16 protein-coding genes and 1 pseudogene are annotated in these 15,666 nt (G+C 61.0%); 5 read left to right on the top strand and 12 right to left on the bottom strand.

Annotated elements, in window-relative coordinates; all coding sequences use genetic code 11:
* Positions 1-44 precede the first annotated feature (44 nt).
* From FFR93_RS11955 to FFR93_RS11925, 7 genes are all read right to left on the bottom strand, one after another.
* Positions 45-1,196 carry an AAA family ATPase gene (locus tag FFR93_RS11955; protein ID WP_138393364.1) on the bottom strand — a complete coding sequence of 384 codons (1,152 nt, stop codon included), beginning with the start codon at positions 1,194-1,196 and terminating at the stop codon, positions 45-47.
* Entirely contained in the window at positions 1,193-2,089 is an 897-nt protein-coding gene (locus FFR93_RS11950; RefSeq protein ID WP_138393363.1) for a toprim domain-containing protein, read from the bottom strand. Before FFR93_RS11950 ends, FFR93_RS11955 begins: the two co-directional genes overlap by 4 nt.
* Positions 2,086-3,405 (bottom strand): hypothetical protein, encoded by a 1,320-nt coding sequence (locus FFR93_RS11945; RefSeq protein ID WP_138393362.1) that lies wholly within the window; start codon positions 3,403-3,405, stop codon positions 2,086-2,088. The genes FFR93_RS11950 and FFR93_RS11945 overlap by 4 nt, the downstream gene beginning before the upstream one ends.
* Complete coding sequence (locus FFR93_RS11940; RefSeq protein ID WP_138393361.1) at positions 3,395-4,015, bottom strand: ParB/RepB/Spo0J family partition protein; 621 nt, start codon at positions 4,013-4,015, stop codon at positions 3,395-3,397. Before FFR93_RS11940 ends, FFR93_RS11945 begins: the two co-directional genes overlap by 11 nt.
* A 310-nt stretch (positions 4,016-4,325) precedes the next feature.
* Positions 4,326-4,613: a helix-turn-helix domain-containing protein gene (locus tag FFR93_RS11935; RefSeq protein ID WP_138393360.1), complete on the bottom strand. Its 288-nt coding sequence runs from the start codon at positions 4,611-4,613 to the stop codon at positions 4,326-4,328.
* Between the two features lie 84 nt (positions 4,614-4,697).
* A complete protein-coding gene (locus tag FFR93_RS11930) occupies positions 4,698-5,225 on the bottom strand; it encodes a hypothetical protein (protein ID WP_138393359.1) in 528 nt (175 codons plus the stop codon).
* Positions 5,222-6,310 (bottom strand): site-specific integrase, encoded by a 1,089-nt coding sequence (locus FFR93_RS11925; protein ID WP_138393358.1) that lies wholly within the window; start codon positions 6,308-6,310, stop codon positions 5,222-5,224. The genes FFR93_RS11930 and FFR93_RS11925 overlap by 4 nt, the downstream gene beginning before the upstream one ends.
* A 97-nt stretch (positions 6,311-6,407) precedes the next feature.
* Between FFR93_RS11925 and dusA the strand changes: the two genes are divergently transcribed.
* Complete coding sequence (dusA, locus tag FFR93_RS11920) at positions 6,408-7,448, top strand: tRNA dihydrouridine(20/20a) synthase DusA (RefSeq protein WP_138393357.1); 1,041 nt, start codon at positions 6,408-6,410, stop codon at positions 7,446-7,448.
* 140 nt (positions 7,449-7,588) lie between these two features.
* Here dusA and FFR93_RS11915 read toward each other — a convergent pair whose 3' ends face one another.
* Positions 7,589-8,545 carry a trypsin-like peptidase domain-containing protein gene (locus tag FFR93_RS11915; RefSeq protein WP_138393356.1) on the bottom strand — a complete coding sequence of 319 codons (957 nt, stop codon included), beginning with the start codon at positions 8,543-8,545 and terminating at the stop codon, positions 7,589-7,591.
* A gap of 515 nt (positions 8,546-9,060) precedes the next feature.
* On the opposite strand from FFR93_RS11915, the gene FFR93_RS11910 reads away from it, so the two are divergent.
* The 3 genes from FFR93_RS11910 to FFR93_RS11905 all read left to right on the top strand — a co-directional run bounded on the left by FFR93_RS11910 (position 9,061) and on the right by FFR93_RS11905 (position 10,572).
* On the top strand, positions 9,061-9,897 hold the full coding sequence (locus tag FFR93_RS11910) for an alpha/beta hydrolase (protein ID WP_138393355.1): 837 nt from the start codon (positions 9,061-9,063) through the stop codon (positions 9,895-9,897).
* Positions 9,898-10,001: 104 nt separating this feature from the next.
* Positions 10,002-10,178, top strand: a complete 177-nt coding sequence (locus FFR93_RS40825) for a hypothetical protein (RefSeq protein WP_171049162.1) — start codon at positions 10,002-10,004, stop codon at positions 10,176-10,178.
* A 178-nt stretch (positions 10,179-10,356) separates the two neighbouring features.
* Positions 10,357-10,572, top strand: coding sequence for a hypothetical protein (locus FFR93_RS11905; RefSeq protein ID WP_064705359.1), 216 nt, complete (start codon positions 10,357-10,359; stop codon positions 10,570-10,572).
* 59 nt (positions 10,573-10,631) lie between these two features.
* On the opposite strand, the gene FFR93_RS40820 is transcribed toward FFR93_RS11905, so the two are convergent.
* A complete protein-coding gene (locus FFR93_RS40820) occupies positions 10,632-11,543 on the bottom strand; it encodes a hypothetical protein (RefSeq protein ID WP_171049174.1) in 912 nt (303 codons plus the stop codon).
* Between the two features lie 332 nt (positions 11,544-11,875).
* Between FFR93_RS40820 and FFR93_RS11890 the strand changes: the two are divergent.
* Positions 11,876-12,363, top strand: a pseudogene (locus FFR93_RS11890) (BA14K family protein).
* Positions 12,364-12,470: 107 nt separating this feature from the next.
* On the opposite strand, the gene FFR93_RS11885 reads toward FFR93_RS11890, so the two are convergent.
* The 3 genes from FFR93_RS11885 to FFR93_RS11875 are packed head-to-tail and all read right to left on the bottom strand — an operon-like array spanning position 12,471 to position 15,461.
* Positions 12,471-13,406 carry a DUF3313 domain-containing protein gene (locus FFR93_RS11885; protein WP_138393353.1) on the bottom strand — a complete coding sequence of 312 codons (936 nt, stop codon included), beginning with the start codon at positions 13,404-13,406 and terminating at the stop codon, positions 12,471-12,473.
* Between the two features lie 37 nt (positions 13,407-13,443).
* Entirely contained in the window at positions 13,444-14,790 is a 1,347-nt protein-coding gene (locus FFR93_RS11880) for a HAMP domain-containing sensor histidine kinase (protein WP_138393352.1), read from the bottom strand.
* A complete protein-coding gene (locus tag FFR93_RS11875) occupies positions 14,790-15,461 on the bottom strand; it encodes a response regulator transcription factor (RefSeq protein WP_138393351.1) in 672 nt (223 codons plus the stop codon). The genes FFR93_RS11880 and FFR93_RS11875 overlap by 1 nt, the downstream gene beginning before the upstream one ends.
* Between the last annotated feature and the right edge of the window lie 205 nt (positions 15,462-15,666).

Genomic DNA, 15,666 nt, shown 5'->3' with positions numbered 1-15,666 from the left:
TCGTCCATGAAAACGAAGACTGTGGAAGAGTGTGGAAGCCCATTTCATCCAGCCCTAAAAAACTTCGTATCTCTTCCGGTACGGCCGTCTTTGCGCTCGACGATGCTGATCTGGTCGCTGTGCATCCAGGCTGAGATAATCGAGCGCACCTTCCGCCTTCCGGCCTTCTGCATTGCCGTGAGATCGCGAAGCAGCTTTCCCCTACCGATATCGACGCCGATGATCTCAGCGACGAGGTACCCGCCCCAATCACCGGCACGGTGGTCATAGCGGAACTCGCTGCTCCGAAACGCCGTACGGACCTGTTCGAGATGCTGGACGGTAACACCATCGAACGGCCGCTCCTCCTCAGCGCGCACGAAGCGACCATCTTCCCAGCGCAACGGGATTGCCTCGCTTAGCTTCGAGTAGTTAGACTTCTTCGGCGTCAGGTAGCGCGCGTCGGGATCGACTTCTTGATCGTCATCGCCACTGTTCGAGTTGCGCTTGGTGGTGAGATAAAGCCGCGACCGCATGGCGTTATTCCAGCCAGTAGAACCGGACATTCCTGAGCCGCTGCTCATCCCCGATAAAGAGGGATGCGCTAAAATCAGCACGTGCATTTCGAAATCAATTGCCAGCCCACGCAGGAGACCGATGCAGGCAATCGCGGCGTTGCGGTTTACCTCGTTGACCTGGAATAGGTTGGCAAGCGGGTCGAGGATCAGCAGCTTTGGTCGGACCTTCTCACATGCCTTACGGAGCCGGGAGAATGTCTCGGTCGGCTTTGCGCGTCCCTTCTCCTCGGTCGCCAGCACCACGTCATGACCGGCGCAATGGAGGAACGCCAGGGTCTCGTCCAGGCTGTGCAGGTCGATCCCTTCCCCTTCGCAGATGCCGGCGAGCCGGATGTGCACCTCATCGCGGTCATCTTCGGCGCTCAGGAATAAGACCCGTCCATGACGCAGTATATCGAAGCCGAGCCATTGCAGGTCGGCGGAGGCTGTCGCGACGGCAAGCTGCAAGGCTAGCAGGGTCTTTCCGACGCCGCCGTCGCCGCTCAATCCTGTCACGCTACGCATCGGGAAGAAGAAACCGCTGTCGAGAAACTTACGGGCAGGAACCGCACCGTCGAACGCCGAAACGAACTCCGGTTCCATCGGATCATGGACATGCTGGGCTTCGCGTTCGAGATCGATGATGGTGCGGTGGTTCATGACTGACTGCCTCCACGAAACCATTGATCCCAATCTTTATGTCCCAGCGGCGGCTGGAGGATACGTGCTTCACGGCCGGCATCGTGCCAGCGGGCGACGGCGGCAAGCGCCGCATCACGGCCAGGCTCGTCACGATCAGCGAAAACCGTCAGGGCCTCCATCCAGGGCAATAGCGGGAAGGTCCGCATCGTTGCCGTACCACAGGTGACCCAGATCGGCCGCCAGCCGGTCGCGGCAAGCGCAAGCCCTTTCTCAACGCCTTCGGTAATCCCGACTCCGCCGAGGCTTAGGTCTTCGAAGAGCTTAACGACCTGCCCGCTCGACGGCCCGAGCACCAGCTTGCGTCGGTCACCGTCATAGCGATCGAGGCGGATGCGGAAGATCGCCGTCGGCTCGGCCCCAAGACCGGGATCATTTTCGATTGGCGAGAAGCGCGCAAGCAGCGTCGGCACGCGCTCGCCGCTGAACGGGCAATGTGGATGATACCGAAAGACCGGCAGCTGATCGCTGGATAGAGGCGGCAGTCCGCGATGTCGGAAGTACGCAACGACCGGCGGCGCTCGCGGGTCCTCCCCTTCGCGCCAGAGGCGGCGCACAAGAGCGATGCGGGATGCTTCATCACGGTCGTCGCATGGCCGCTTTGGGGTGTGAAAAGCGGGTGCCTCTTGCCGCCCCTTTCCTGGCTCCCATGCGGGCAGGCCGAGGCGTTCGCGCACATGGTCCTTACAGGCTTGCCAATGATCGCCTGAAAAACTGTAAACCCGGAGGTCGGCGCCGTCGAACCAGACGCTAAGAGATCGATCCTTCGCCCCGTGGCCCGGACCAGGACAGCTGACATGGCCGTTCCGGCCGAGTTCGCCGCCCAGCCGCTTCGCAAGATCGTGAAGATTCATTTGGGGCCTCCCCGTCCTTGCCAACGGCGGTAGGCGTCGATCTGGTCTAGATAGGGCCGGCTGCTATCGAACAGAGGCTGATCAGGAGGCGAAGCAGGGCGCGGTTCCGGCATGTCCTCCGGGTCGAAGGCTGGGATGATAGCTTCCAGGTCCTGGGCGATCTGCGGCCAAAGTTCTTGCGTCTCCTCCTCCAAAGCCTCGGCTCCAGCTTGGAAGGCATCCTTCAACTCGTCGTAGCGGCGCTGAATGTCGGCGATGTCGTAATTCTTCAGGACCTCGCCTTCGACCCGTCTTATCTCCCGCCAATGACGGAAGTTCACCTCGGCAACACGGGAGGGAAGGGTCGTGTCGATGTAGCGACAGACCTCGTTTTCAACGATCCTCGCCAATTCGCCGGGGTGCAGCGCCTCCAGAGCGTCCAGCTCGGTCGCGCCTTCACCGAACCGCTTCTCGAACTTCGCCGCTCGGCGTTCGGTCTTCTTCAACGGTGTGCGGGGGAGCCGGTATTGTTCACATTGCTCGGGCGTCAAAACGACGGGGTCGAGCGTCACGTCCAGATCGAGGTCCGCTTCGCGAATCCAGAACTCGATCTTGCGGGCAAGGGCGACCGGCATGCTGCGACCACCAGGGTCAAAGTCGGAAACGTACAAAATTCGCGTCGGCCTGCCATCCGAGATAGCTCGCTCCACGGCGTGCCGCGCCAAGATCTCCGATGTCTCGCCGGTGCCGGAAACGAGGTTGAACCCAAGCCGCCTCGCCAACGGCACGAGGACATCATTCTGAGTGGATTTCTCAACCCAGACTTCGACAAGGTAGGGTTGAGCCACGGTAAGATCATGGACAAATACCCCCGGCGGCGAGACGTCATTGGTTGGGGTATGATAGGTCAAGTCCGCCTGATATTCGCCGGCAACGAACGCCCAAGGCTGTCGAGTTCCCGGATTGGACGCATTGATGATCGGCGGATCATTGCGATGATCGGCGAGCGCCCCGTCCGGGATAAGTCGAAGGTAGCGTGCCGACAGCGAAGCCGAAAGAAGGGTCTTCCAGTCGTTTTCAGTGTTGAGATACTGCGCACCATTTGGTTTCAGGATCGGCTGTTCCTGAGAGATGATGCTGTAATGCAGTCGTCGCAGATGGCTCCCAGCCTGAAAGCCCAAGGACTGCCACAAGCTTGCGAACCATTGCGCCTCGGCCACACGGCTCGGCCGTTGGACGTAGAACGGATCGTTGTCGGGACTGAGGGCAATCAGGTCTTCACGGCGGCAGCCGATTTCATCAGCCAGTGCACCGATGGTCGCATATTCAATCCGCATGGCCGGAAACCTCCAGCCCGCGCCGGCGGCACTCGGCTATGAGCGCTTCGGTGGTGGCTTTCGAAAGCATTCGCTCGACCATGGAGCCGCCCATTGGTGCAGGTTCGGCTTGCTGGACGGTCATCGTGGCGACGGTGCCGTGCCGGGTGATGAATGTCCGTTCACCGGGGAAATCCCCAGTGATCTCAGATCGCACCTTGGCGACGGTCTTGTGATCGACCGCGCATCGCTTGCCGATCTCCCGGTCGGACCACTTCGACCACTCCGGGTCCCGCAGCATAGCCAGCACCGAGCGGCGCTTATCCGCGATGGTGCGCCTGAGACCGTGGTTCGCGTTGGCGCCGACGGCTATGAGCATTGCCTCGCGCTTGCCGCCGTCACGAACGTCGGCATTGATTGTTTCTCTGCCAAGGGTCCTGCTTGCCTCGATCCGATGGAAGCCGTCACCGGGCCAGTAACCTTCGCCATCGAAGAACAGGATCACAGGCGGGAATTCCGCCCCGGCGTCCATTGCCTCGGCATAGTCGGCGACGACGGCCGGATCGATCCCAGCCTCCCGCATCTGGAGACCGGGGTCTTGACGTATCAATGAAAGGGGGACCTCGGTCATCGCCGTCTCCCGTCGCCGCTCATGGCGACGATCTCGGCGGCTCCGGAAAGTCGCGGCCGATCGCAGCCAGATGGCAGGCGGGCAAAATCGCGAAGGACAGAGCCTACCGACTCGCCCCGCTCGACGGCCTGAAGCGCTTCTAAAACCGGGCGAGCGCCGCAATTCGCCAAATGGCGGGCAAGATCGAGTTCGGATTGAATTTCAAATTGGGTGAGATTAGCCTTCTCGATGTCCAACCGCCGTACTGGTGAGACGATCGAGTGAGGGCCGCACGCTGACGCAACGTGCGGCCCTCGCCGCATCTGTTGCGTCATGATTCACGCGATGCCTCCTGCTCTTTGCGGGGCGGAGGCGCGCGCTTGGCGGCCTTTTCCCGCGCCTGCTGGTACGCGACCTTGGCTTCGCGATCCTTCTCGTCAAAGTCCCAGATGCGCGTTCTGGCCTTTGACTCAAGCCAGCGATCGACGTCTTCGACCCGATAGCGGACGGCATGGCCGATCTTGAGGTATTCCGGGCCATCGCCTGTTTGGCGCGCGTGATTCAACCAGGATACGGACTTACCGGTTCGTTTGGCGGTTTGTGGGGTATCGAGGAGCATGAATGCTTTCCCTTGCAATCTGAGCCGCCCAATTGCGGCGCGCTGCAAGGAGATGCATCACGTGTTATGTGAGGCTAAACCGGCCTAGCCCACAAATTTGCCGATCGCGGCGACCGCCGTGAGAATTTCGTCGGCGCTGTATTCGAGGTCGCGCATCTCAGACATCACCGCTTCGAAGTTCTCCTTCGAGCCGCCTGGAATGCGTTTGCCGCCACGGCTTAGGTTATCCCGGAATTTTCGGATCGTTCCGTTGTCAATGCCGGATACCTTGGCGACTGCAGCGAGCGCTTCAGGCAAGTTCATGCCGTGTTTGATCTTCAGGGTCGTGACAGCTGCGGCCGCATAAGCGAGCGCAAATTTTTCTCCACTCCCCTTCGGAGTACCTGTCACCCCGTCCGCACGTCGTCGCGCGAGCAGTGTGGCGTCAACATTTGCCAGTACCATCGCTTCGATTGGATCGATCAGGCGCCGTTCAAAGCCCGTCGCTTGCAAATAGTGCCTGAACGCTATTAGCGCCCCGTACTGCCAATCATCCGCACCGGAATCGAAGCGCTTGCGGATTGTTTCCAGCGCCTCGCGCAGCTTCACCACCGGATCATTCTCGTCGGTCATGCCGGCCTCCATTTCCAGCCGGAAAACTTGTCGTCGCGTTCCCGAATGTGGCCGTATCTCTGGAGGGACGCCCAGGATCGATGGCCGGATACGAGTGCGACGTGCGGAATGTTCCAGCCCGCCTCGAAGAGTCGGGAAACGCCTTCGTGACGTAGATCATGGAAGTGCAGATCCTCGATGCCCAGCAGCTTGCATGCCCGAGTGAAGGCCGCACCGATAGCATCGGTCGTGAAGGGGAAGATCGTGTCGCCACCCCTTGGCTGGCGTGCCAATACCGCCTCCGCTTCCGGCGGCAATTCGCACCACACATCGTTGCCGCGCTTGGCACCTGGGTTTTTCATATCTCGGACCAGAACGCGGGCAGAGTGCTTGTCGGTCGCGGCTTCATAATCAGTCCATCGAAGCCGCGTTATCTCTTCCATGCGCCGCGTCGAGAACAAGGCAAAGAGCACGATGTCGACCATCGGCGCCGAACGAGGCGCTCGCTGCTGGCGTTCCCCGAAGTGGTTGAGCAGGCAATCCAACTCGGTGAGGCTAGGACGCCTGTCTCGCTTGTTGGACTTGGCAATTGCCTGCTGCTTCCGTAGAACGAAAACCGCGTCCGACATCGCCTCCGGGTCCAACGGATAACCCCATGCCTTTTTGGCGATGGCGAAGACGCTGGCGAGATGCGAAATGTAATTATTGATCGTAGACGGCCCAGGATTAGTCAGTCCGGTTACCGTGCTGATAGTCCGGGCAAATGCGACGATGTCTTCGCTGCTGACATTGGCACAGGCCATCCCGGCGATCGCATGGCGCTGAATGGCCGCAAGGCACGCGGCCTTTGTCCTACCTATCTCGCCACCATATTCCTCGGTATAGCGGCCAATAGCGTCGCCGACGGTCCGTGTTGGCCCAGTAGCGGCTCGGAAGATTTTCGGATTGTCGAGCTCGGCCTCACGCTGGCGAATCCATGCCCTCGCGGTCTTGTGGTCACGGAAGGTGCGGTTTTCGCGAACAGTATGGCCGTCCTGCCGCTTCGCAATCTGCGCTAGATATGAGGGTTTTCCATCTTTGCGAGGTCTGGTAACTATGGTGCCCATTGAGATACAACATTGCCCTGACATGTTCCAACAATGTTGTTAGCAGTACAACAAAGCCCTGCAAAACACAACAAAACAGCGCAACGGTCTACAACATATGAAATCCGACAAATCCGCCAGTTTCTATGAAAAAGCCCGGAAATCAGGGGCTCTGGCAATAGCAGTTGCACCTATGATCGACTGGACGGATCGGCATTGCCGCTATTTCCACCGCCAGATCAGCCGCCAGGCGCTGCTTTATACCGAGATGGTGGTGGCTGACGCGATCATCCACGGACCGCGGGAACGCCTGCTCGGCCATGACGCCGCCGAGCATCCGCTTGCGCTGCAGCTCGGCGGTTCTGACCCGGCCAAACTCGCCGAGGCGGTGAAGCTCGCCGAACCCTATGGCTATGACGAAATCAACCTCAATGTCGGCTGCCCCTCCGACCGTGTGCAATCGGGTACCTTCGGCGCATGCCTGATGCTGACGCCGGAGACGGTGGCCGAATGCGTCGCGGCAATGAAGGCGGTCGCGACCGTGCCCGTGACGGTGAAATGCCGGATCGGCGTCGACCAGCAGGAGCCGGAAGAGGCCCTGCCAGCACTTATTGGTCGCGTGCTCGATGCCGGCGCCGACGCGATCTGGATCCATGCGCGCAAGGCCTGGCTGAAGGGCTTGAGCCCGAAAGAGAACCGCGAGATCCCGCCGCTCGACTACGAGATCGTCTACCGGATGAAACAGCGCTGGCCCGATGTGTTCATCGGCATCAACGGCGGCGTCCGCACGCTCGACGAGGCCGAAACTCATCTCGCCCATGTTGATGGTGTCATGCTCGGCCGGGCCGCCTATCAGAATGCCGCGATACTTTCCGACGTCGACCGCCGCTTCTTCGGCGCGCCGGTGGCCGAACCCGACTGGCAGACTCTGTGCGACCGGATGATGGCCTATGCCGAGCGCCATATCGCCGCCGGCGGCCGGCTGCAGCACGTGGCTCGCCACATGGTCGGCCTCTTCACCGGCCTGCCCGGTGCACGGCGCTATCGCCAGATCCTCTCCACCGACGCGGCAAAAAGCGGCGCCGGACCGGAAGTGCTGGCGGCCGCCTTTGCGGCGGTGGATTTTTCCGGAATGGAGCCGCACGCGGTCAGCGCCTGACGTAAGGGACGTGGGCTCTGCTTTCGCAAAGCATGTAAGCCATGCCGGCGCCGTAGAGCGCGTCTTCTGGGATGGCCAGTCGCGGTCACGCGCTCATTCGGTAAGTCGCGGCCGCCCGCAACTCTCCATGGCAATGATCATCATGACCGCGGCATCGGCAGCAATACCTTCTTCTCGATCCGGCCGGCCACTGAGAACACCATAATCTCCGTCTCTTTGCCGATCCTGCTGCCATCCATCAACCTGACGATATCGTCAACGCCGCCGACTGGGTTGGCGTCGATGGCGAGGATGTAATCGCCCTCCTGCAGCCCGCCCTTCGCCGCCGGGCCTTCCGGTTCGACACGCCGGATGCGAACGGAAGTCGTCTGAACCGTACCCGCCGCAAGCGCTACCCTGCGCGGCAGCACGATCGTGTCGCCTGATATACCTATGAAGGCGCGCCTGACCTGGCCGTAACGAAGAATCTCCGACACCACGAAATTGGCCGTGTTCGATGCAACGGCAAAGGCGATGCTCTGTGCGCCCTGAATGACGGCCGTGTTGACGCCGATGACCTCACCGCCGGAAGACACCAGCGGCCCGCCCGAATTGCCAGGATTGAGCGCGGCATCCGTCTGGATGACATCCTCCATCAGCCGGCCGCTCGCCGCCCGCATCGACCGGCCGAGCGCCGACACGATACCGGCAGTGACGGTCCACTCGAAGCCCAGCGGATTTCCGATCGCGACCGCAATATGGCCCCTGCGCAGACGCTGGGAATCGCCGAGCCTCGCCCAGGCCCCGGTGCTGGCATTGGCGCGAATAAGAGCGATATCGGTATCGACATCCCGGCCGAGCACCCGGCCTTCGGTGATGAATCCATCAGGCGTCGTTATGCGAACAACCCTGGCGTCGTCCACGACATGGCTGTTGGTAATGATCAGGCCATCGGGCGAGACGGCAAAGCCCGATCCATGCCCCTGCCTGCCTCCGACCCGCTCGATCCGGCTGACCGCCGGGCCGACCGTGTCGACTGCTGCTGCGATCGATTGCGAATAGCCATCGATCAGCGCCCCGTCGTTCTGGGGCGTTATGTCCTTGTCCATGTAACCCATGATCTGATCCTCGGGCGGCGGATGGTCATCCAGCCGCTGGCGAAGCGATCGCGGTTGCGATCGTCGCTAGTGGAGTTGTTGTCAAGGATTAGATGGTTGGGTGTTGATCAACGTTCAAGTGAGCGCCAGCGCTCTGTATCCGGCACAACATGATGGAAGCGAACCACACCTAGCCGAACGTATAGATTGAACCAACAGGAATAAAGTGGCTCATTAGCTCCGCCGCCTTCACTGCGCCATGACGAACCGGCCAAGGAAAACCAGCAGCCGAGGTTCCGGATCAGGAATGTTGCGGCGCGCAGCAGCCGGGCAAGCCTCGCATTGACCGGTTAAAAAGGGCACCGAGCGTCGTAGAAACGATCATGCAAAATTCTGTCATATCAATAGAATAAAACGGGGCATTCAATAAGTACATCATCATTCCATTCCAACCCCAAGACGTCACAGCGCTCGCGGCGCTGCCCATCCCACTTGTAGCAGTATTTTCAATCCACCCAACCCCCAGGAGCCATGAGATGAACACAGTCACAACCAAGGACGGCGTTGAGATTTTCTATAAGGATTGGGGGCCGAAGAGCGCCCAGCCTATCATGTTCCATCACGGCTGGCCGTTGAGCTCCGACGACTGGGACGCGCAGATGCTGTACTTTCTCGATAAGGGCTATCGCGTCGTTGCCCATGATCGGCGTGGCCACGGTCGCTCGACCCAAGTCGGCGACGGCCATGACATGAATCATTATGCCGCCGACGCCGCAGCCGTCGTCGAGCATCTCGATCTCAGGAACACCGTCCATGTCGGCCATTCCACCGGCGGCGGCGAGGCGACCCACTATGTCGCCCGCCACGGCCAGCCGCAAGGCCGGGTCGCCAAGCTCGTCATTATCGGCGCCGTACCGCCCATTATGGTGAAAACCGAAGCCAACCCCGGCGGCCTGCCGATCGAAGTCTTCGACGACCTGCGCAGGCAGCTCGCGGCCAACCGCGCCCAGTTCTATCATGATCTGCCGGCCGGTCCGTTCTACAGCTTTAACCGGCCGGGTGCGAAAGTTTCGGAGCCGGTTATCAACAATTGGTGGCGTCAAGGTATGATCGGGGGCGCCAAGGCGCATTACGACGGTATCAAGGCCTTCTCGGAAACCGACTTCACCGAGGACCTGAAGATCATCACCGTGCCGACCCTGGTCATGCATGGCGACGACGACCAGATCGTGCCGATCGCCGACTCCGCGCTGCTTTCGTCCAAGCTCCTGCAGAATGCTACGCTCAAGGTCTATGAGAAATTCCCGCACGGCATGTGCACGACGCATGCCGATATCATAAACCCCGACATCCTGGCCTTTATCAAGGGCTGATCCTACCTCTCGTCGGGCGCTGACGAGGTGCCCGCCGACTGCGCCGCTTCCGGCAAAAACCGTTTTATCATGAAACCGTTTTCGTCGATTTGCGTTTAGCGGCCATGAAAAGAGAACGTGAACCCTCATCAAAGGCTTACCGGCAGGACCGTTTCGAAAATACCGAGCGAGCCGCAAAGGAAACCATCGAGGCGGAGCAGCGGGCTCGGCGGGAAAAAACCAAACGGCTGAAAGAACTGCGCCTGTCGCAGCAGGGCGGCAAGGATCCCGCGGTCAAATAGATCTGCTCACGCCTTCCGTCAGGCCGTGGCGCCATCGGTTTCAACTGCTCCCGGTCCGTGTCTTGCCGCGGGTCTCATATTGTTTTGATTTCGGACGTTCGCCCATCTTGCAGAGCAAAGGCTGCGAAATTATCTTCTTGCACAATAGCGATTCACGGCATCCAAGGGGCTGATTGCGATGTCAGACAAGCTGTTCAGCACGCGTGACGAACCACTCGCCTCCGAAGATCTCGATATTTGCAGGCGTGTGCATGAAGCCCTGTGCAGCGGGCTCGATATTGACAGATCAGGCGGACAAGCCGATCGTCTCGGCGCCTTGATCATTGAGCTTTATCGGCAGGGTGTGCATGATGAAGACCAGCTTCGCCTGCTTGCCGGCGGCAAGCGAGTCTGATGGCGCGCATCAGACCCTACTCCCCTTGATCCTCTTCACGATCGATTTGGCCCGGTGCCTCAGAGGCCGTTCGCCTCTGTGCTCGTCGCTGCCGAGGTTTCGGTTGGATCGATAGTCGGGTCGGACTCGGTCGTTCCGGATACTTCTTCTGTGCTGTCGGTGTCGGCCTCCGGTGTTTCCGCAGTCGCCGCGGGATCTGTCGTCTCGCTCCCAGCAACGGTATCGCCGGTCTCGGTTTCCGTTGCAGGGGTCTCCACCGCCTGCGCCGCTATGGTCTCCCGCATCCGGTCAATCGTGCCAACAGCCGTTCCGACGCCGAGTGTATCCTTTGCCCAGCCCAGAGCTTCCGGAGTGACCGTGCCTGTCTTGGTCGCGGCAGCAAGCGCTGCCGACAGCGCCGCATCACCGAGCAGCGGATCGTCGGCTGGCGGAGCAACGCCATTGGTCAGCTCATATTGAGCGTAAGCGGTACTGAACGCCGCGATCGCAGCCATGCGCGGATCCGCAGTCTTCATAAGCGCATGGAAATTACGCTTCAAGGAATTGAGACCGGCAAGCTGCGCCGCAGGTTTCTTCGCCACCTTTTTTTCCGCGAGCGATTTGACGGCAGTCTGCTTCTTGGCAGCGCCCTTGGTGGTCACAGCCTGCTTGGTCGTATTTGCCTTGCCTGTCTTGCCGGTGGACTTATTTGAGTTGCTGCCGTTTTCAGCCTTTCCTCGTGAGCTGGAGTTTCCCTTCCCGCCGCCGCTGCTATGGCTGCCGCCGCCATTCCCGCCGCCATTTCCGCCTCCATTCCCGCCACCGCCACCGCCGCCACCGCCACCGCCACCGCCACCACCGCCGCCGCCGTTGCCGCCGCCACCACCGCCCTTTGCGAAGGCAGGTGAAGTATCGGTAAAGACGATGTTGAGGGGCGCAAGCGCCAGCGTCGTGGACAGACAGAGAAGGCCGATAATTCTGGAGAGCTGCATAGTAGTCTTTCTGACATTAAGGATGACACCGATGTCAGGCATTGAAGCACCGGTTCCATAAGAACCAGTTTAGTATCTACTTGCAATTTGAACTTCTTGCCGAATTCCGGCACGGTTGGACGTCGTTGGCCGAGAGTCAGTAGTTCTTCCTCGATCACCCCTCCGGCGCGGGCAAGGACCCCTGCCGCGTGCGAGACTGCCTGGGCGTCCCGGCCGCAGAGCCGATTGCGTTAGCGAAGACGCACATAGATCCGCGTCCTCCCGTTCCAGAATGAACTTTTTTCCCAGATCCGCGCTATTTCTAGCCGCATGCGTGACTCAAGGTGAATGACATGAACAGGTTCGCCATCATTGCCCTGTCGATAGCGACGGCCTTCTCCGGAACGCCCGCTGCGGCAGGCCCGGCTTTTGTGCCCAACCCGGTTCAATCGGGGGCCGAGCCGGCGCCGGCAAATACTGATGCCCGGATCATGACGTCGGTTGCAGCAGGTTCTCGATTGTCTGCTCCCGCTACGGCGATCGCCGCAGATATTACGGTAACCGGCGCTACTATCGCGACCGCCACTATTATCGGGGCGACCGCTATGGCTGGGACCGCCGCTATGACCGCAGGTGGCGGCGCCACGACAATACCGGCGCTATCATAGGTGGCCTTGCGGCAGGCGCCATCATCGGCGGCATCATTGCTTCGCAGCCGCGCGCCTATCATTCGCGCGCCTACAGCTCCCATGCCGAATATTGCTATAGCCGCTATCGGTCCTACCGCGCCTGGGACAACACCTATCAGCCGTACTACGGCCCGCGCCGTCAGTGCCGCTAATCCGATCCCGAACTCGGTCGGCCCGCATGAAGATGCGGGGCTTTTTGATGCGAGATGACCACGTCGAGTGTTTCGCCGTTACTCCGCAATATCGGCCGAGCGCTCGGTCAATGGGCAGCCGCCGGCTTCGGCTTCTTCTCGGTCCATTGCGGCGGCGCGCCGTATTTTGCCGCCACCGCCCCGACCAACCCTGGCTCGCGACCAAAGGCATCGCAGGCGACATATTTCGGTTTTCCGCCGAGCCAGGATTTCATCCGCTGGCGCGAGGGAAGCCGAAGGTCCAATCCCTTCGGCTCCTTGCCCGAAACCAGCATGCGGGAAAAGTCGCTGCTGAATTTCGCGGCAAGGCCATAAGCGTCACCGACCTCGGAAACGCGCGGGTTGTTCTGCAGCGAGTTCGCGCCCCGCGCCCAGACCATCGCCGCGCGCTGCGCACCCGATTTGTCCACGGCCTCGGCCTCCACCGCCAGCCCGCCGAGGCCGACCGGCAGCCGCGGCACGCCCACCGGCAGCGCTAAGCCGGTGCCGACGGTCACCACGGTCGAAACGCCCGCCATCGTCTTGTTGGTCGGCACGATGTCGGTGACAACTGAGCGGATCGTCAGATCCGCCTGCTGGCCTGGCGCCACCATCTGGTACCGGTCGCTGAGCGAAATGCAGAGTGCCCGGTCGAGCGCATTGGAGACCATCGCCCGGTCGGCAAGCGACTTGACGCGCGACGCGGCGCTGAAGGCGAAACTTGTCGGCTCGATTGCGACCGTCTTTATCGGAGCGAGACTGAGACCATCGACATAGACGCGCGATTTCGACAGCTTGCCTTTTGCGGGGCCGAGATGTGAGTATGATGTCAACGTCCCGCTCTCCTTGAGCGGGACCGAGCTGCAGCCGGCCGCAGCCACGGCAAGCGCCAGCGGCAGGGCCAGGGAAAAAGCTCTGGAAACCGCTTTTGGGAAAAATGAAATTGATCGATTGCTGCGCACGCTGTCTGGCCTCCGTCGCCGATGATTGCGGGTGAACCTGGCGGCCAAGAATTGCCGCAGCATTACATCTTTCCCCGGCGCGCAGGCCGTCGGAACAGGCTTATCCGAGCCGGATCACCACCTCGGTGCCGGCAGCACGGCTCTCGATATGGACTTCGCCGCCATGGTTCAGCACGATCTGCTTGACGAGGCTGAGGCCGAGCCCCGCCCCCTTGCTCTTCGGGGTGACGCGGTAGAAGGGCTCGAACACTAGGTCCCGATGCTCGGCAGCAATGCCCGGCCCCTCATCTGCGACGCTAATCCGCCCGCCGCCGGCAGCCGACACCGACACCGTAATCATGCCGCTGCCGCCGCCATGGTCGATGGAATTGCGCACCAGATTGCTGACCGCCCGCGGCAGTGCCGAAGGACTGCCCTGGCGATTCAGGCTCGCGACCTCACTCTGGAACGAGATCTGGTAGCCCCCACCGATTGCAATCGGCGCGAGATCGGCCACTACACCACGGGCGATTGCGACGAGATCGACGGTCTCATGCAGATCGGTCGCCTGGTCGTTGCGCTCGAAGTCGAGCAGTTGTTCGGCTGTCTCGGCGAGACGCGCGACGTCGTCGAGCAATCGCCGCCGGTTCTGCCCCTCCGCTGTTCCATCGATCCGCGTCTGCATGATCGCAATCGGCGTTCTCAGCTCGTGCGCCGCATCGATCAGGAAGTGCTGCCGTTTGCGGTGCTCATTTTCCAACCGGTCGAGCGCCTCATTGAATGCGATCACCAGCGGAGCGACCTCCCTCGGAATGCCATCCAGCGGCAGGCGCGCATCGTAGCGGCGCGGCTCGATCTCCGATGCCTTGCGAGCGGCCTCGCTGACGCTGGCGAGGCCTCGCCCCACGATCCTGGGAACGGCTAGAAAAACCGCGGGCAAGGCGATGGCGAGGAGTGGGATATAGATCGGATAAGCGATACCCATCAGCATAAAGACAGGCCAGCCCTTGTCCGCGACACCGCCGAAGAGCACCCGCAGTTGGCCGATCGCGGTCTCGACGCTCTCGACTGAAGCGATCTCATCCGTGCCGTCCGATCCCCTGATATCGGCCCCTTCGAATAAATGAGTCAGAGGTGCAAGTTCACTATAGGCCGCGGGGATGGCGCCGTAGGAGACAAAAGAACCGTTCGTCGTGGCAGCGACATACCACAGCCCGTCATACTCTTGCTTGAGCGCTTCAAGTTCCGGCGTATCCTCTATTTCAAGCCGTCCTTCGGAATCGAGCGCAACGGCTGGAGCCAGCACGGCGGTGATATGGTCCTCCAATGCGACATTCGGCGAGAGGATTGACGCGGCGTAGAAGCAGAGCCCTATGATGACGGCCGTCACCACGGCGACGAAGACGAGGCTCAGTTGCCAGCTGAGCCGCCACCAGAGCGAGGGATTGGCGTTTCCCGTCCCGGTCATCACTCTTCCCTAAGGAGATAGCCGACGCCGCGAATGTTGTGGATCGAAACCCCCGCACCGGCATCGGAAAGTCGCTTGCGCAGCCGCGATATGTGCGCGTCAAGCGCGTTCGACTGGATTTCTTCTTCATAATTGTAGACCGCCGCCTCCAACGTCGAGCGAAGAACGGTCTTCTCCTTGCGCTTGGAGAGGGCCGCGAGCACCAGAAGCTCACGCCGGGGCAGATCGAGCGGCACATCGCCGACGGAAACGCTCAGATGCAGCGGGTCAATTACCATACGCCCGGCAGTGATCTTGAGCTCCGAGAGGTTTGGTGAGCGGCGTAGCACGGCCCTCAGCCGCGCCATGAGCTCCTCGACCAGAAACGGCTTGCCGAGATAATCGTCGGCGCCGAGATCTAACCCTTCCACCCGCTGCTTCGGCTCGTTCAGCGCCGTCAGCACGATAATCGGAGTGTCCTTGCCCGTGCGCCTGAGCTCAGGAATGAAGCGCAGCCCCTCGCCATCGGGCAGGCGCCGGTCGAGCAGGATCGCGTCATAGTGGTTCTGCCGCGTCAGCTCAACGGCATCGCCCAGATGCAGCGTGTGGTCGGTTACGATCCCATGCTTACCAAGCGCCACAGACAGCGCCCCGGCCAGTTCCCTCTCATCCTCGATCAACAGAATCCGCATCGCCCACCATTCCTTGCGCCCCGGTTTCGGCCGCAAGGGTTGCAGCAACATTGCGGAACTTGAAAGGCAGCCTGTCATGCTGCTGCAATTGTTGCGTCGCAGGTTCGGGCATCACAAGTGAGGACGACAAAAATGCCCCACCTCAAATCCATCCTCCGCATCCTCGAAACCTATCTCCTCTCCGCCTTCATCCTTGCCAGCATGC

It is taken from the genome of Rhizobium sp. MHM7A (assembly GCF_005862215.1).
Classification (GTDB): Bacteria; Pseudomonadota; Alphaproteobacteria; order Rhizobiales; family Rhizobiaceae; genus Rhizobium; species Rhizobium bangladeshense.
Note: the sequence above shows the minus strand (reverse complement) of the source record. Positions and strands in the feature narration are given on the sequence as shown.

What these genes read in the sequence shown, in the direction of transcription:
- FFR93_RS11935 (WP_138393360.1), bottom strand. Translation starts at nt 4,613, where the DNA reads ATGCTCCTCGATACCCCACAAACCGCCAAACGAACCGGTAAGTCCGTA.
- FFR93_RS11940 (WP_138393361.1), bottom strand. Translation starts at nt 4,015, where the DNA reads ATGACCGAGGTCCCCCTTTCATTGATACGTCAAGACCCCGGTCTCCAG.
- FFR93_RS11905 (WP_064705359.1), top strand. Translation starts at nt 10,357, where the DNA reads ATGTCAGACAAGCTGTTCAGCACGCGTGACGAACCACTCGCCTCCGAA.
- FFR93_RS11880 (WP_138393352.1), bottom strand. Translation starts at nt 14,790, where the DNA reads ATGACCGGGACGGGAAACGCCAATCCCTCGCTCTGGTGGCGGCTCAGC.
- FFR93_RS11930 (WP_138393359.1), bottom strand. Translation starts at nt 5,225, where the DNA reads ATGACCGACGAGAATGATCCGGTGGTGAAGCTGCGCGAGGCGCTGGAA.
- FFR93_RS11945 (WP_138393362.1), bottom strand. Translation starts at nt 3,405, where the DNA reads ATGCGGATTGAATATGCGACCATCGGTGCACTGGCTGATGAAATCGGC.
- dusA (WP_138393357.1), top strand. Translation starts at nt 6,408, where the DNA reads ATGAAATCCGACAAATCCGCCAGTTTCTATGAAAAAGCCCGGAAATCA.
- FFR93_RS11875 (WP_138393351.1), bottom strand. Translation starts at nt 15,461, where the DNA reads ATGCGGATTCTGTTGATCGAGGATGAGAGGGAACTGGCCGGGGCGCTG.
- FFR93_RS11885 (WP_138393353.1), bottom strand. Translation starts at nt 13,406, where the DNA reads ATGCTGCGGCAATTCTTGGCCGCCAGGTTCACCCGCAATCATCGGCGA.
- FFR93_RS11950 (WP_138393363.1), bottom strand. Translation starts at nt 2,089, where the DNA reads ATGAATCTTCACGATCTTGCGAAGCGGCTGGGCGGCGAACTCGGCCGG.
- FFR93_RS11955 (WP_138393364.1), bottom strand. Translation starts at nt 1,196, where the DNA reads ATGAACCACCGCACCATCATCGATCTCGAACGCGAAGCCCAGCATGTC.
- FFR93_RS11915 (WP_138393356.1), bottom strand. Translation starts at nt 8,545, where the DNA reads ATGGGTTACATGGACAAGGACATAACGCCCCAGAACGACGGGGCGCTG.
- FFR93_RS11910 (WP_138393355.1), top strand. Translation starts at nt 9,061, where the DNA reads ATGAACACAGTCACAACCAAGGACGGCGTTGAGATTTTCTATAAGGAT.
- FFR93_RS11925 (WP_138393358.1), bottom strand. Translation starts at nt 6,310, where the DNA reads ATGGGCACCATAGTTACCAGACCTCGCAAAGATGGAAAACCCTCATAT.
- FFR93_RS40825 (WP_171049162.1), top strand. Translation starts at nt 10,002, where the DNA reads ATGAAAAGAGAACGTGAACCCTCATCAAAGGCTTACCGGCAGGACCGT.
- FFR93_RS40820 (WP_171049174.1), bottom strand. Translation starts at nt 11,543, where the DNA reads ATGCAGCTCTCCAGAATTATCGGCCTTCTCTGTCTGTCCACGACGCTG.